A 15,458-nucleotide genomic window follows, 5' to 3' on the forward strand; every position below is an offset into this window, starting at 1 on the left:
AGGTGACCTGAATGCGTGTCCTCGTGATGACGACTCCTGACCCAAGCCACCTTCCGACTCTGGTACCGGTCGCCTGGGCTCTCCGCGCCGCTGGCCACGAGGTGCTCGTCCTGGGGAGACCCGACAGTGCGGAACCCACCCGTACGGCAGGGCTGAACTTCGTGAGCCTCGGCGATTCGTTCAATACCGAAGAGCTGGTACTCAACGACCTGGCGCCAGGGAAACGCCCACTGGAATCCCGGCCGCGCGGCATGAAGGGCGGTTTCGGAGGTCTGTGGATGGAGCATGCGAAATCGATGGTGAGGGACTACCTGGATTTCGCCCGCTCCTTCCGGCCGGAACTGATAATTTCCGATCCGCTGGAGTACAGCGCACTCATTCTGGGAGCCTTGCTGCAGGTCCCGGTCGTTCACCATCGCTGGGGTGTCGATCCGATCGGCACGCCCCGGCTCCCCGCTGCCAGAGAGGAATTGCGCCAGACCTGCCAGTCGCTGGGCCTCGATACCCTCCCTGACCCCACGGTAGTCCTTGATTCCTGCCCCAGTGCCCTTCAGCTCCCGGAACTGAAGCCGGAGACTCCGGTGCGCTATGTGCCGTTCAATGGCAGCGAGGCGATGCCTTCATGGCTGCGTGCGGAGTGGGGCCGACCACGCTCGCGCCCCAAGCGGGTCGCTGTCTCTCTCGGCAGAAGAACCCTGGTCTACAACGGGGTGCCCTTCGTGCGCGCGCTGCTGCACTCGTTCGCGGAGATGCGAGGTGTCGAACTGATCGCCACGGTCGGCGCAAGGCACCGGGAGAGCATCGGTCCGGTGCCGGCCAACGTGCGGATGGTCGATCCTGTCCCGCTCCATCTACTCCTCAGCTCCTGCGACGCCGTCATTACCCATGGCGGTGCGGCCACCACCATGACCGCCGCCCTCTTCGGGCTGCCACAGCTGGTACTTCCGCAGATGGCCGACTGTTTCGCGCACGGCGACCGCTTGGCGGCCACCGGCGCGGGAATCAGCTTCGACACCGTGACTGCCCAGGACGATGCCGGTCTCCTCCACGAGGCACTGACACAGCTGCTCACAGACTCCCGGTACGCCGAGGCAGCCGGGGTTCTGCGTACGGAGATGGAGTGCATGCCGTCCCCCGCGCAGATCGCCTCCGATCTGGAGAAGCTCGCCCGCGCCTACGGTTCCTGACCACCGCCCCCCTTCGCGAAGCAGCACCCCCGACAAGACGAGAAGAGAACGGATCGCCCATGAAGATGCTGTTCGTCGCGGGCCCCACCCCGTCCAACGCGTTCGCTCTCGCCCCGCTTGCCACCGCGGCACGTGACGAAGGGCACCAGGTTTTCATGTCGACCGTGAAGGAGCGGACGTCGGCGGTGACCGGGATCGGCCTGCCGGCCATCGCTGGCACCATCAGCCCCATAGCCGACATCAAGGGCACGCGGCGCTCCGGCGAGCGGGAGATCGTCCCGGAGGACGTGGACCATCCCGAGTTCATCCGGTACACGGGCCGCTGGTTCGGGCGCGTGGCGGCGGAGAGCCTCGTACAGCTGCGGGAGGTGGCGGCCGGCTGGCGTCCGGACATCGTGATCGGCGGGCCGCACGCCTACGCGGCGGCGCTCCTCGCCCACGAACTGTCGGTGCCGTGGGTACGGCACACCTGGGCCGCGCTGGACACTGTGGGCATCCACGTGAGCAGCGAGGAGGAACTCGAGCCGGAACTGCGGCAACTGGGCCTGGACCGCATCCCGCAGCACGACCTGATGATCGACAACTGTCCGCCCGGAGTCCGATGGGCCGGCGCCGCCCCCGCCCAACAGATCCGATGGGTCCCCATCAACTCCCAGAGCACCGTCGAACCGTGGATGTACACGCGCGGCGAGCGGCGCAGGGTGTGTGTGACGGGCGGAAGCATGGCCGCCCGGGACAACAACTTCGAGCTCATCCGGGGCATGGTGGACAGCCTCGCCGTCCTGGACGCCGAGATCGTCATCCCGGCGCCGGAGGAGGTCGCCGCTGAACTGCGCGCCCAGTTCGACGACATCCGCGCGGGCTGGATTCCGCTGGACGTGCTGATGCCGACCTGCGACCTCATCGTGCACCACGCCGGCGGCCTCACCGGGCAGACCGCGATGATCTCGGGAGTACCCCAGCTGCTCCTGCCCCAGGAGAAGAAAGTACGCCGCGCCGCGCAACTCGTCGCCGACTATGGCGCCGCGATCAACCTGCTGCCCGACGAGGTCACCCCCGACAGCATCGCGAAGGGCCTCCAGGAACTCCTTGAGGACTCGGCCTACGTCGAAAAGTCTCAGGCGCTCGGCCGCGAGATCGCCGCCATGCCATCCCCAAGCGAGGTGGTCGGCGTACTCGAAGACCTCGCGACCTGCTCCCCCTGAGGAGGCATACCGATGAGAGTTCTCTTTGTCACCGGCGGTGGCCAGGCGACCGTGTTCTCGCTGGCCCCGCTCGCCACGGCCCTGCGCAGTGCGGGCCACGAGATTTTCATGGCGGCCAACAGGGACCTGATGTCCGCCGCCGAGGTGGCGGCGATCCCGGTGATCTCGATGACCGACCTGCCGATCCGGCACTTCATCTCCCAGGACCGGCAGGGGCGGCCGGTGCCTCCGCCGCTCGACGCCGGGGTGGCCCAGCAGGGCGTGTTCACCGGCCGCTGGTTCGGCCGTATGGCCGCCGCGAGCCTCGGCGTCCTCAAGGAGTTCACGGCAGCGTGGCGCCCCGATGTCGTCGTCGGCGGGACCATGGCGTACGCGGCGCCGCTGCTGGCCCCGTACCTCGGGATCCCGTGGGTGCGGCTGGCGTGGGATGCGATCGACGCGAGGCATGTGCATCGCGGCGCCGACGAGGAACTCCAACCCGAGCTGCGCGAGCTCGGATTATCACGCCTTCCCGAGCCCGACCTGTTCATCGACGTGTGCCCACCCAGTCTGCGGCCCGCTGCCGCCCGCCCCGCGTCGCCGATGCGGTACGTTCCGGCGAACCGCCAACGCCAGCTCGAACCTGGAATGTATACCCGTGGGGACCGCCGCCGGATCTGCCTCACCGCCGGCAGCCAGGTGACCCGCGACGGCCACCACAAGCTCTTCGATTTCCTGACGCGTACGGTGTCGGAGCTCGCACCGCTCGACGCCGACATCCTGATCGCCGCCCCCGACGGCCTCACCTCCGACCTGCGCGAAGCCTGCGGAGATGTGCACGCGGGGTGGTTCCCCCTGGACGTTGTGGCCCCGACGTGTGATCTGCTCGTGCACCACGGGGGCGGCGTGACCAGCTTGACGGGCATGTACTCCGGGACGCCCCAAGTCATCGTCCCCGGCGCGGAGATGCTCGTCGACCAGGCGCGGCGCCTGGCCGACTACGGCGCGGCCGTGACGCTGAAGACCGGAGAGGACGCGCCGGACGTCGTGGGTGCGGCCTGCCGCGAGGTCGTCTCGGACACCTCTTACGCCACGCGTGCCCGGGCGCTCCGCAAAGAGATCCTGGCCATGCCGTCACCGAACCAGATGGTGGGCGCGGTCGCGGAACTGGCGCACCGCTGACATTCCTCTGACATTTCTCGCCCATGCTCTGAAGTTTCGGTATTGACCTTGGGCGGATCCGAAGATAGATTCTTTAGCATTCGCAGTGTTCTATCTGCGCTGAAATCAAGGTACACGCAGGGCAGTTATCCACCCGCGTGTTTTGGCTATTCGCGATCCCGTGTCAGGCTCGCGGGGCCCGCCTGATCGCCCCCATCTCCGCTGATGCCCCGGCTCTGCCGGCTGTTGCACGGGAGATGTTCCTTGCCCATTTCCCCCTTGTCCGGAGGGACATATGGAAGCGCGAAAGCTTGCTGTGGAGGGCGCACTGGAGTTCACCTCGCGGACGTTCTCCGACGAACGCGGGATATTCGTCGCCCCTTTTCAGCAGGCGGCCTTCGAAACCGCCAAGGGAGGACCGCTGTTCGCGGTCGCCCAGGGAAACCACAGCTTGTCCCGACGAGGTGTCGTCCGGGGCATTCACTACACCGTCGCACCTCCGGGCGCCGCCAAGTACGTCTACTGCGCGAGCGGGCGGTGCCTGGACTTCACCGTGGACATCCGGCGTGGCTCGCCCACGTACGGCAAATGGGACGCCGTCCTCCTGGACCAGGTCGGCTTCCGTGCCGTGTACCTGCCGATTGGTGTCGGCCACTCCTTCGTGGCGCTCACCGACAACACGGTCATGTCGTACCTGACCTCAGCCCCGTACGTCGCGGAGCACGAGCTGGCCCTCTCGCCGCTCGACCCTGCGCTCGGCCTGCCGATCCCCGAGGACATCGACCCGATCCTCTCCGAGCGGGACGCCGCCGCTCCCACTCTCGCTCAGGCCGCGGAGCGCGGGCTGCTCCCCGACTATGAACGCTGCCTGGAACTGGAGGCCCAACTGGGCACCGCGGCACAGGCGGGGCATGGACTGACGGGAGCCCGCTCATGAAAGGGATCATCCTCGCCGGGGGGAGCGGAACCCGCCTTAAGCCGCTGACCGGGGTGGTCTCCAAACAGATCCTCCCGGTCTACAACAAGCCGATGATCTACTACCCGCTGTCCGTCCTCATGCTCGCCGGCATCCGGGAGATCCTGGTGATCTCCTCACCGTCCCACCTGGAGATGTTCCGCAGCCTCCTCGGCGACGGCTCCCAGCTCGGCCTGAGCATCGACTACGCCGAGCAGAAGGAGCCCAACGGCATCGGAGAGGCGTTCGTCATCGGCGCCGGCCACGTAGGGGCCGACCAGGTGGCGCTCATCCTGGGCGACAACGTCTTTCACGGCCACGGCTTCTCCGAGTTGCTGCGTACGACCGCGGCCGGGCTCGACGGGTGCGCGCTGTTCGGCTACCCGGTCAAGGACCCATGGCGGTACGGGGTCGCTGAGCTGGACGCCGACCGGCAGCTCACCGCCCTGACGGAGAAGCCCAGCGAGCCCCGCTCCAACATCGCCGTCACCGGCCTGTACATGTACGACAACGACGTGGTCGGGCTGGCCCAGGACCTTGTGCCGTCCGAACGCGGCGAACTGGAGATCACCGACATCAACCGGGCCTACCTGGAGCAGGGCAGGGCGCAGCTGGCCGAGCTGGGGCGTGGATTCGTCTGGCTCGACATGGGCACCCACGACTCGCTTCTGGAAGCCGGCCAGTATGTGCAGATCCTGGAAAAGCGGCAGGGCGTGCGGATCGGCTGCGTCGAGGAGATCGCCTACCGCATGGGCTACATCGGCATGGAGGAGTGCCACCGGCTCGGGAGCGAGCAGGCCGGCACCGAATACGGGGCCTATCTCATCAACCTCGTCGAAGGGGCCGCGGCGAGCCACCCTGCCGCCGCATTGACCACCGCGCTCCCGCGGACGGCCTGAATGCCGTGCGCTGTCGTACTCGGTGGCACCGGCTGCATCGGGCGGCACATCTGCGCGGCCTTCGCCCGGCACGGCTACCGGGTCGTCGTCGTGGCCCGCAAGCCCGCGCCGCACAGCGCGGACGCCGCTTTCCAACCCATGGACCTGCTCACCGCGTCGGCCGAGACGATCGGCCGGATGCTCCGGAACGTGCGTGCGAGCGTCGTGGTCAATGCCACCGACATGGCGGGCGCGACCGACCTGACCAGCTCCGCCGATGGCGGGGAGGGGCGTGCCGCCGAGCTGTTGCGCGCCAACGAGGATCTGGCCCGCAAGCTGGTCGTGGCGGTAGGGCGGCAGCCGGGGCGCCCCCGGCTCGTGCACATCGGGACCATCCACGAGTACGGCTCCGGAACGGCCGGCGCCCCCCTGGACGAGTCCGTCCCACCCGAACCCCTGAACGCCTACGCCCGGGCCAAACTCGCCGGGTCGCAGGCCGTCCTCGACGCGGCCCGCGCGGACACGGTGAGCGGTGTGGTGCTCAGGCTGGTCAACACGTGCGGCCCCTACCCGACACCTGCGGGCTTCCCGGGGAAGCTCCTGCCTCAGCTGCGCGGCGTCGGCCGAGGCGGCGAGCTGGCCCTGACCGTGGCCGACGCGATGCGTGACTGGGTTGACGTACGCGACGTCGCCGCGGCCGTGGTGAAAGCGGCGGAACGCCCGGTGAGCGGACACGTCTTCAACATCGGCAGCGGCGTCGCGGTGCCTATGCGCGAGCTGGTCTCCCACTGTCTGTCTGCGGCGGGACTGCCGCAGGCCACCGTCAGCGAGCGGGAGAGCCCCGTGCGCAGCCTGGGCGTCGACTGGATCCAGGCCGATATCCGGCTGGCCAAGGAGCTGCTGGGCTGGAGCCCTCGCATCGGGCTGAAGGAGTCGCTGCAGGACATGTGGGACGTGGGAGCGACAAGTCGCTGACGCAGGACCGGTCACTCCGTCAAGGCTGCCGCGAGGCGTTCCACAAACCGTCAGAGACAGAACGAAAAACGAGAGAGGAAGAGCATGGCTGACATCGAGTACAGGGACCCGCGCACCGTACCGCACGAGTCGGAGCAGGAACGCGACTCGCGGCTGCGCCTCACCAAGCTCCTGGCCGAGACGCCGATTCCGCCCGAGTATCTGATCGACAATCTCCCGGTGTATCTGCGCCGGCACCAGCTCGCTGATCTGCTGGCCATGGATGCCCTGTACCGGATGATCACCGATGTCCCAGGGGTCGTCATGGAGTTTGGTGTGCTGCACGGACGCCATCTCGCCGCCTTCACCGCTCTGCGCAGCATCTACGAGCCCTACAATTCACTGCGCCGTGTCATCGGCTTCGACACCTTCACCGGCTTTCCCTCCATAGCTGACATCGACCGCGCCACTCCGAGCGCCGTCCCCGGCCGGTTCGCCGTTCCTGAGCATGAAGTGGACCACCTGCGCGAGGTACTCGCCGCCCACGAGGTCAACGAGCCCTACGGCCACACCCAGCGCAGCTTTGTGGTGCAGGGAGATGTCCGCAAGACGGTCCCCGAGTATCTGCGGGAGAACCCGGAGACCGTCATCGCGCTGGCGTATATAGACGTCGATCTTTACGAGCCCACCCTGGAGATCCTTCACGCCATCCGTCCGCACCTGGTCAAGGGGAGCATTCTGGCCTTCGACGAACTCGCCCACCCCAAGTGGCCCGGTGAAACCAAAGCGCTGGCCGAATTCGTAGAGCTCGGCAACGCGAAACTGCGCCAGCTGCCCCACCGCGAATCCCCGATCATCTACCTGGAGTGGGGTGAGAACTGATCCGCCGCGGCTCAAGCTCCATCGCACTCACCGCCGGCTTGTCGTCGGTGACCACATGTGAATCGAGGTAGCGGCATGAGGAAGATTCTGGTCACCGGCGGCGCCGGTTTTATCGGCTCGCACTATGTGCGCACGCTTCTCGGCGGCGGCTACCTGGAGTGGGAGGGTGCGCACGTCACTGTTCTGGACAAGCTCACCTACGCTGGGAACCGCGCGAACCTCCCCGAGACGCACCCGCGCCTGACCTTCGCCCGCGGCGACATCTGCGACAGCGACCTGCTGCGCCGACTGCTGCCCGGCCACGACGCGGTGGTCCACTTCGCCGCCGAGTCGCACGTGGACCGCTCCGTGGAAGCGGCCGAGGAGTTCGTCCACACCAATGTGACCGGCACTCAGCGGCTGCTCGACGCGGTCCTCGTCAGCGGTGTGCAGCGCGTGGTCCACGTCTCCACCGACGAGGTCTACGGGTCGATAGACGAAGGCTCCTGGACCGAGGACTGGCCGCTTGCGCCCAACTCCCCGTATTCCGCCTCCAAGGCGGCATCGGACCTGCTGGCGCGGTCGTACTGGCGCACCCACGGGCTGAACGTTTCCATCACCCGGTGTTCCAACAACTATGGTCCGTACCAGCACCCCGAGAAGCTCATCCCGCTGTTCGTCACCAATCTGCTCGGAGGAAAGCAGGTGCCGCTCTACGGCGACGGCGGCAACATCCGCGAGTGGCTACACGTGGACGACCACTGCCGCGCGCTCGACCTCGTGCTGAACAAGGGCCGGGCCGGTGAGGTCTACAACATCGGCGGCGGCAACGAGCAGACCAACCGGGCCATCACCGAACGCCTGCTCGCACTGACCGGCTCGGACTGGTCCAGGGTCCGCCGGGTCGGCGACCGCAAGGGGCACGACCTGCGCTACTCCCTCGACGAGACGAAGATCCGCGAGGAACTCGGCTACGCCCCGCGGATCACCTTCGAGCAGGGTCTCACCGACACCGTGGCCTGGTACAAGGATCACCCCGCCTGGTGGAAAGGCGCCAAGCACGGCGGCTCGCAGGCGTGAGGCCCTCCTCCGGCGGCTCCGGCCGACAGGAGCGGGCGCCCCGAGTCGTGGGCACCCTCGCCCACAGCAACACCATCACCGGGCACAGCTTCTGGGGCAGCGTGCACCCAGTCTCTGGCCGATCGGATGTTCGACTACGTCATCGATCTTCGATGAAGGGATTCGTGGAGGCCCGCGGATGACCATGGAGATTGTGGGCAACGGATTCCTCGCCCGGAACCTGCGCCCTCTCGCACACCGCCATCCGGACACGGTCGCCATGGCGGCGGGCGTCTCTTGGGCCAGCGGCACTTCGGACGCCGACTTCGCCCGGGAGTCCGCGCTGCTGAGGCAGGCCGCAGCCCGGTGCCGTGCCACCAGGCGCCGGCTGCTGTTCTTCTCCACCGCGGCCACCGGCATGTACGGCGCGGTCGACGGGCCGGGCCGGGAGGACAGCCCGATCACGCCCTGCACTCCGTACGGCGCACATAAGCTCGCGCTCGAACGCCAGCTGCAGGATTCGGGCGCCGATCACCTGATCCTGCGTCTGGGTCATCTCGTCGGTACCGGACAGCCCCCGCACCAGCTGATCCCCACCCTCATACGGCAGATACGCGAGGGCTCCGTGCGTATCCAGCGCGGCGCCGCCCGTGACCTGATCGATGTCCGCGACGTGGTCACCGTCATCGACCGGCTGCTCGCCCAGGGGCTGCGTGGCGAGACCGTCAACGTGGCCTCCGGCACGGCCGTGCCGGTGGAGCGGATCGTCGACCACCTTGCGACCCGACTGGATCTACCGGTCCGCCGCCGGTACCAGGACGAGGGGGCTCATCACGTCATCTCCACCGAGAAGCTGCGCGCCCTCGTCCCGGAGACGGCGGCCATGGGCTTCGGCCCCGGCTACTACCGGCAGGTTCTCGACGCCTTCATCGCCTCGGCCGATCCCTCCACGGCAGCCTAATCGCCCGCGCCTTCCCACCGATCCGCCTGGAGTTCTCCATGCTCTCACCCCTCACCAAGCCCGCAGCCGACGCGGCAGCCCTGCGGCCGCGCCACGACCCCTCGGTCAATGACCGGATGGCCGCGTCGGCCGCTGCGGCCTCGGGCGTGGCCCTGCGCACCGAGGACTTCACCCAATGGCTCGAAGGGCGGCGCCGGGCGCACCGGTTCCAGGTCGACCGGATCGCGTTCGACGAACTCGACGGTTGGTCGTTCGAGGAGTCCACCGGAAATCTGGTGCACCGCAGTGGCCGGTTCTTCTCTGTGGAGGGCCTGCACGTCACGACAGAGGAGGGCGCTCACCGCGAGTGGCACCAGCCGATCATCAATCAGCCCGAGGTCGGCATCCTGGGCATCCTGGTGAAGGAGTTCGACGGAGTACTCCACTTCCTGCTGCAGGCCAAGATGGAGCCGGGCAACCCCAACCTGCTCCAGCTCTCTCCCACCGTCCAAGCCACCCGCAGCAACTACACCAAGGTCCACCGGGGCACGGACGTGAAGTACATCGAGTACTTCACTCAGCCGGGGCGCGGCCGGGTGATCGCCGACGTCCTGCAGTCCGAGCACGGCTCCTGGTTCTTCCACAAGAGCAACCGCAACATGATTGTGGAAGCCGTCGGCGAGGTGCCGCTCGACGAGGACTTCTGCTGGCTGACCCTGGGCCAGATCGGACAGCTGCTGCACCGGGACAACGTCGTCAACATGGACTCACGCACCGTGCTGGCGTGCGTGCCGCTCCCGGGTGCCGGGGAGGACGCCCTGCTCTCGGACGTCGCGCTGCTGTCCTGGTTCACCGCGGAGCGCTCGCGGCACGACGTGCACGCCGAACGCGTACCGCTGGCCGGGCTTCCCGGCTGGACCCGCGGTGCGTCGGCCATCAGCCACGACGCGGGCCGGTACTTCGATGTCGTGGCGGTATCGGTCCAAGCCGGCAGCCGCGAGGTCAGCGGCTGGACCCAGCCGCTGTTCGAGCCCCACGGCCTGGGTGTGACGGCCTTCTTGACCCGGCGGATCGGTGGAGTACGGCACGTGCTGGCACACGCCCGCGTCGAGGGCGGCTTCCTCGACACGGTCGAGCTGGGTCCCACCGTCCAGTACACCCCGGGCAACCACGCCCACCTGACCGGTGAGGACCGCCCGCCCTTCCTCGACCTGGTGCTCGCGGCCGACCGGTCCCGTATCTCCTACGAGGCCGTGCACTCGGAGGAGGGCGGCCGGTTCCTGAACGCGGAGAGCCGCTACCTCCTGGTCGAGGCCGACGAGGAGCAGGCCCCGCTCACTCCGCCCGCCGGCTTCCAGTGGGTGACCCCCGCCCAGCTGACCGCCCTGGTCCAGCACGGCCACTACGTCAACGTCCAGGCCCGCACTCTGCTCGCCTGCCTCAACGCGACAGCCGTGCACACCCGATGAGGCCCGTTCGCATCGGCGTACTGGGCTGCGCGGACATCGCACGGCGCCGCATGCTGCCCGCGATGGCGGCGCAGGAGGGAGTGGAGATCGCCGCGATCGCCAGCCGCGACGCCGCCAGAGCCCGCGAGCTGGCCGGGCAGTACGGCGTTTCGCCCCATCAGAGTTACGGCGATCTCCTGGAGCGGGACGACGTGGACGCCGTGTACATTCCGCTACCGGCGGCCCTGCACGCGCAGTGGGCCAACGCGGCGCTGAGGGCGGGCAAGCACGTACTGGCCGAGAAGCCGCTCACCACCTCCCTGGCGGAGACCGAAGGGCTGCTCGCCCTGGCCGCGAAGTCGGGGCTGGCCCTGATGGAGAACGTCATGTTCGTCCATCACTCCCAACACGCCGCGATCCGCCGGCTGGTGGCCGACGGGGCGATCGGCCGGCTGCGCGCCTTCCACGCCACCTTCGCCATCCCCGGACTGCCCGACGGCGACATCCGCTACAACGCCGAACTCGGCGGCGGTGCCCTGTGGGACACCGGGGTCTACCCCGTGCGCGCGGCCCTGTACTTCCTGGGTGACGCCCTGGAAGTCGTCGGCGCCACCCTCGGCGCCCACGGCGGCCGCCAGGTCGACACCGCCGGAGCGGCACTGCTGCGTACGCCGGACGGGGTCAGCGCCCAGCTGTCGTTCGGGCTCGACCACGGCTACCGCAGCGCCTACGAGCTTTGGGGGAGCCTCGGCCGTATCACCGTCGAGCGCGCCTTCACGCCGCCCGCCGACCACCAGCCCCGGGTTCGTATCGAGCGGCAAGGCAGCGTCGAGGAGCTGGCGCTGCCGGCCGACGACCAAGTGGCAGCCACGGTACGCGCGTTCGCGGCAGCCGTGCGCGGCGAGTCGGTGCCTGATCCCCTGTCGCTGCGGCAGGCGTGGCTGCTGGACGAGCTGCGTGCCTGCGCGGCGAAGGACTCCCGATGACGGGCCCGCAGGCGCCTTCGGTCCGCGAGATCACCCTCGACGCCGGTGGTGTCCAGCTCTCGGCACTGCTCGCGGAGCCGCTCCATGCGGCCCCGCGCGCCGTGGTGGTCGCCGTGCACGGTGCGGGGATGCGGGCAGGCTACTTCGACAGCTGTGCCCGGCCCGGCCTTTCCCTGCTGCGGCTGGGGGCCGAACTGGGCTATACCGTGCTGTCCGTGGACCGCCCCGGTTATGGGGTGTCCGTCTCCCGGCTGCCCACGGGCCAGAGCCTCGCCGACCAGTCCTCGACCTTGCACGCCGCGCTGACGTGCTTCGCGCGCGGCCATCCGCTCGGCGCGGGCTACTTCATGGTGGGCCACTCCTACGGCGGCAAGCTCGCCCTGACCGCCGCCGCGGCCGAGCGCGGCGACTCCTTGCTGGGAGTGGACATCTCCGGGCTCGGCCACCGGTACGCCGTCGACCTGGCACAGCTTCCCGGGGCGCAGGGGCGCGGCGCGTGGCGCCGGCACTGGGGGGCGCTGCGGCTGTACCCGCCCAGCGCGTTCCGTCTGGGCCGTTCACTGGTGGCGCCGGTTCCGGAGCGGGAGGCGCGGGACGGGCCGCTGTGGCCGGACATGTATCCCCTCATCGCCGCCCGGGTGCGTGTCCCGGTCCGCTTCACCTTCGCCGAGCAGGAGCAGTGGTGGCTCCACGACGACGAGGTGGTGGGGGACCTGGTGCGCCGTCTGACGTCCTCGCCCCGGGTGGATGTCGCCCGCCAGCCCTATGCCGGGCACAACATCAGCCTCGGCTGGGCGGCGCGCACTTACCACCTCCGGGCGCTGGCGTTTCTGGAGGAGTGCCTGCTGGCGCGCGACGCGGCTGTACCGGCCTCCCACGGGGAGGGCAGAGCACGGTTGCGCTGATGGTCACTTCCGTGTGAACGGCGTGGCCGCACCCCGTTCCGCCGAGGTGAGCTGTCCATCAGTCTCCGCCGAATTGGCCTTCCCACCGCAGCACCGTTCACCACCGAAAGGGGAGACATCATGGACAAGCACGCGAACTCAGCACGGGGTACGGGACCGAGCCGGGGAACCGAGCGGACCACCGCCACCCATATCCCTGCGAGGCCGTCTGCGCGGTCCTGTCCACGCGCCGTCCTCGACGCGCATCTTCTCCGGCGGCGACGATTGCGTGCTCCACCGCGGCGATACCTTGCTTCCCCAGGGCCTGGTCGCCGTGGCCGGCGCGTTCACCGCGCAGCTGGTCAGAGACGAAGCGTCTGGCCCGAATGCCCTCCCTGGCGCCACGTTCGAAGATCGGGACAAGTGGCGGTCGTCGGCCCCCGCGGCCAGGACTCGTCGAAGCACCGCCTCGTCGTGGGCGATCACACGCGTGTGGAGATCTCGGCATGACACTTGAGCAGCCTTGCGTGGTGGTGCTCGGAGGCAGCGGTTTCGTGGGCGGACATCTGCGTGCGGCCTTCCGGTCGTCGGGTGCCCGGGTCGTCAGCGTCTCCCGGACTCGACCCGGTGACGTCGGCGGCAACGGTCCGACGGTCGAGCACTTCGTCGTCTTCGACCTGCTCGCGGCCGGGCCCGCGGAAGTGGGCGCGATGCTCGCCGACACCGGGGCGGATGTGGTGGTGAACGCTGCTGGCGGTTATTGGCGCATGACGGACCAGCAGATGTGGGGAGCCAACACGGAGTTGGTCTCCACCCTGGTCGCAGCCGTTCGGACGCTGCCGCACCGGCCCCTTTTGATCCAGCTCGGCAGCGTCCACGAGTACGGCCCCGGTAGCAGGGACACCGGTATCACCGAGGAGCGGACGCCGGCCCCGGCCAACGCCTACGGGCGCTCCAAAGTGGAGGCGGCACGCTGCGTACTGGATGCGGCCAGCACATCCGAGCTGAACGGTGTTGTGCTGCGGATAGCAAACATCATTGGCCCGGGTTTGCCGGCCGGCAGCCTTCTCGGCGACATCGCGGCGCACCTTGAACGGTTCGCCCAGGACGGCGATGCCGCTGGCAGAGACCTGGTCCTCGGTCCGCTGAACGCGGAGCGTGATTTCGTCGACGTACGCGACGTCGCCGACGCGGTACTTGCCGTGACGCGCGCGCCGCGGGCTGACGTATCGGGCCGCGTCATCAACATTGGCAGCGGAGTGGCGGTCAGCGCGGCCCGAGTGGCAGAGCGGCTGATCGAGCTGAGCGACCTGCCGGTCCGGCTGGTCGAGCGAGCCCGGACAGGTACCTCCCGCAGTGACGTGGACTGCCAGATGCTGGACGTCTCCCGGGCGCGGCAGTTGTTGGGCTGGGTGCCGCGCCGGAACCTGGATGCTTCACTCACCGGGCTCCTTGGGGCCGCGTGAGCCTATCCGCCTCGAGCCACTGAGCTCCGCCCCTCCACCGTCGGCTTCGTCTGTCCCTTCGCCGGGTGAGGTGGCCGGCGGCACTCCTTGCACGACACCCTCAACGGAGAAGCACTCATGCGTGTTCTGTTCGCAGTCTTTCCCGCCACCGCACATGTGCACCCGATCGTTCCGCTGGCCTGGGCCCTGCAGAATGCCGGCCACGAGGTACGGGTGGCCATTCATCCCGATGCCGTGGACCTCGTCACCAGTGCGGGCCTAGCGGCCGTGCCTCTCGGCTCCCGCGACAAGCTCGCCTCAGTGGTCGAGTTCAACGCGAATCCTGACCGGACCGACAGCCTCGACGACGCCCTGTTCCTGGACACTGCGGACCCCTCCGGCTGGGAGGAGCAGTGGGAGAAGATGTGCAAGGTCCTGTCGCTCTACCGCCAGGTCCTGCCCGACTTGGTCGACGTCACCCGCAGTTGGCAGCCGGACCTGGTGGTGTGGGACCAGTTCTGCGTTCCGGCCGCCGTGGCCGCACGGGTCAGCGGAGCTGCCCAGGCCCGCATGCTGTGGGGCCGCGACAACATCGGCTGGCTGCGCGCGCGGTCTCGGGAGCACCTGGCGGCGCGGGGGGCGCAGCCGCAGGAGGACCCGGTGCACGCTCTGATGGAGGGCATGCTGACGCCCTACGGCCTTGAGTACGAGGAGGAGTTGCTGCTCGGGCAGTGGACCATCGATCCCATGCCACGGGCGATGCAGCTGCCGGTCGACTTGCCGTTCATCTCGTTGCGCCGGGTTCCCTACAACGGGACAGCCGCCGTGCCCAGCTGGGTCCACGAGCGGCCCGAGCGTCCTCGGGTCTGCCTCACCCTCGGTGTCGGCGGCCGCGGCCGCCAGCTCTTCCGGCAGAGCGGTGTCTCGTTCGCCGAGGTTGTCCAGGCGGTGGCCGAGCTGGATGTGGAACTGGTGGCCACGGTGGGCGCCGCGCAGCGGAACTCCATCGCCGCGGTGCCGGACAACGTTCGCCTGGTGGAGTACATACCGCTCAACTACCTGCTGCCGACCTGCTCGGCGGTCATCTACCACGGTGGCGGCGGCACTTTTGCGGCCTCGGTGGCTCATCGGGTGCCGCAGCTGATTACGCCGATGCTGTTCTGGGGCGAGACAACCATCGCCCAGTACGTCGCCGACAGCGGCGCCGGACTGGTGATCGACAGCAACCACTTCACTGCGGACGCCCTGCAGAAGGGGCTCACCCGACTGCTCGAGGACCAGTCCTTCCAGGACGGTGCTGCCGCGCTGCACAGGGAGATGGAGGAGACGCCCTCCCCTGCCGACCTCGTAACGGTGCTGGAGGAAATGACCGCCCGGCACCGTCGCTAGCGTCCTGAGTCGGGATGCGCTGCGTAACTCAGTGCGGGTACGAAGACCGCGTACAGGATCCTTGAACCGCCTCGCCGGACAACCGAACCGAATTCCCGACTCAGGGACAAGGGCGGCGAGATCCGGC

Annotated in this window: 14 protein-coding genes; all 14 read left to right on the forward strand. The window is 68.7% G+C overall.

The genetic code is table 11. The annotated features are described in order from the left end of the window. Nucleotides 1–11 precede the first annotated feature (11 nt). The 14 genes from ACFV9T_RS35475 (at nucleotide 12) to ACFV9T_RS35540 (ending at nucleotide 15,331) form a co-directional block, all read left to right on the forward strand. The gene (locus ACFV9T_RS35475) at nucleotides 12–1,187 is read left to right on the forward strand and encodes a nucleotide disphospho-sugar-binding domain-containing protein (RefSeq protein ID WP_385446633.1); all 1,176 of its coding nucleotides are present in this window, start codon (nucleotides 12–14) and stop codon (nucleotides 1,185–1,187) included. Nucleotides 1,188–1,246: 59 nt separating this feature from the next. Continuing rightward, nucleotides 1,247–2,392: a nucleotide disphospho-sugar-binding domain-containing protein gene (locus tag ACFV9T_RS35480; RefSeq protein ID WP_385446634.1), complete on the forward strand. Its 1,146-nt coding sequence runs from the start codon at nucleotides 1,247–1,249 to the stop codon at nucleotides 2,390–2,392. Nucleotides 2,393–2,404: 12 nt separating this feature from the next. Beyond that, nucleotides 2,405–3,553, forward strand: coding sequence for a nucleotide disphospho-sugar-binding domain-containing protein (locus ACFV9T_RS35485; RefSeq protein WP_385446635.1), 1,149 nt, complete (start codon nucleotides 2,405–2,407; stop codon nucleotides 3,551–3,553). A gap of 274 nt (nucleotides 3,554–3,827) precedes the next feature. Continuing rightward, the gene (locus ACFV9T_RS35490; protein WP_385446636.1) at nucleotides 3,828–4,469 is read left to right on the forward strand and encodes a dTDP-4-dehydrorhamnose 3,5-epimerase family protein; all 642 of its coding nucleotides are present in this window, start codon (nucleotides 3,828–3,830) and stop codon (nucleotides 4,467–4,469) included. After that, the gene (gene rfbA / locus ACFV9T_RS35495; RefSeq protein WP_385446637.1) at nucleotides 4,466–5,386 is read left to right on the forward strand and encodes a glucose-1-phosphate thymidylyltransferase RfbA; all 921 of its coding nucleotides are present in this window, start codon (nucleotides 4,466–4,468) and stop codon (nucleotides 5,384–5,386) included. The genes ACFV9T_RS35490 and rfbA overlap by 4 nt, the downstream gene beginning before the upstream one ends. After that, entirely contained in the window at nucleotides 5,387–6,340 is a 954-nt protein-coding gene (locus ACFV9T_RS35500) for an NAD-dependent epimerase/dehydratase family protein (protein WP_385446638.1), read from the forward strand. An 84-nt stretch (nucleotides 6,341–6,424) separates the two neighbouring features. Continuing rightward, nucleotides 6,425–7,201, forward strand: a complete 777-nt coding sequence (locus ACFV9T_RS35505) for a class I SAM-dependent methyltransferase (RefSeq protein WP_385446639.1) — start codon at nucleotides 6,425–6,427, stop codon at nucleotides 7,199–7,201. Between the two features lie 75 nt (nucleotides 7,202–7,276). Beyond that, nucleotides 7,277–8,260, forward strand: coding sequence for a dTDP-glucose 4,6-dehydratase (gene rfbB / locus ACFV9T_RS35510; RefSeq protein WP_385446640.1), 984 nt, complete (start codon nucleotides 7,277–7,279; stop codon nucleotides 8,258–8,260). Nucleotides 8,261–8,438: 178 nt separating this feature from the next. Further along, complete coding sequence (locus ACFV9T_RS35515) at nucleotides 8,439–9,200, forward strand: NAD-dependent epimerase/dehydratase family protein (protein WP_385446641.1); 762 nt, start codon at nucleotides 8,439–8,441, stop codon at nucleotides 9,198–9,200. 38 nt (nucleotides 9,201–9,238) lie between these two features. Then, complete coding sequence (locus ACFV9T_RS35520) at nucleotides 9,239–10,648, forward strand: NDP-hexose 2,3-dehydratase family protein (protein WP_385446642.1); 1,410 nt, start codon at nucleotides 9,239–9,241, stop codon at nucleotides 10,646–10,648. Then, nucleotides 10,645–11,613: a Gfo/Idh/MocA family protein gene (locus ACFV9T_RS35525; RefSeq protein ID WP_385446643.1), complete on the forward strand. Its 969-nt coding sequence runs from the start codon at nucleotides 10,645–10,647 to the stop codon at nucleotides 11,611–11,613. Before ACFV9T_RS35520 ends, ACFV9T_RS35525 begins: the two co-directional genes overlap by 4 nt. Beyond that, nucleotides 11,610–12,518: an alpha/beta hydrolase gene (locus ACFV9T_RS35530; protein ID WP_385446644.1), complete on the forward strand. Its 909-nt coding sequence runs from the start codon at nucleotides 11,610–11,612 to the stop codon at nucleotides 12,516–12,518. Before ACFV9T_RS35525 ends, ACFV9T_RS35530 begins: the two co-directional genes overlap by 4 nt. Before the next feature lie 485 nt (nucleotides 12,519–13,003). Further along, entirely contained in the window at nucleotides 13,004–13,963 is a 960-nt protein-coding gene (locus tag ACFV9T_RS35535) for an NAD-dependent epimerase/dehydratase family protein (protein ID WP_385446645.1), read from the forward strand. Between the two features lie 117 nt (nucleotides 13,964–14,080). After that, nucleotides 14,081–15,331: an activator-dependent family glycosyltransferase gene (locus ACFV9T_RS35540; protein WP_385446646.1), complete on the forward strand. Its 1,251-nt coding sequence runs from the start codon at nucleotides 14,081–14,083 to the stop codon at nucleotides 15,329–15,331. Nucleotides 15,332–15,458 lie beyond the last annotated feature (127 nt).

Source organism: Streptomyces sp. NPDC059850, from assembly GCF_042731515.1.
In the GTDB taxonomy this organism is placed as follows: domain Bacteria; phylum Actinomycetota; class Actinomycetes; order Streptomycetales; family Streptomycetaceae; genus Streptomyces.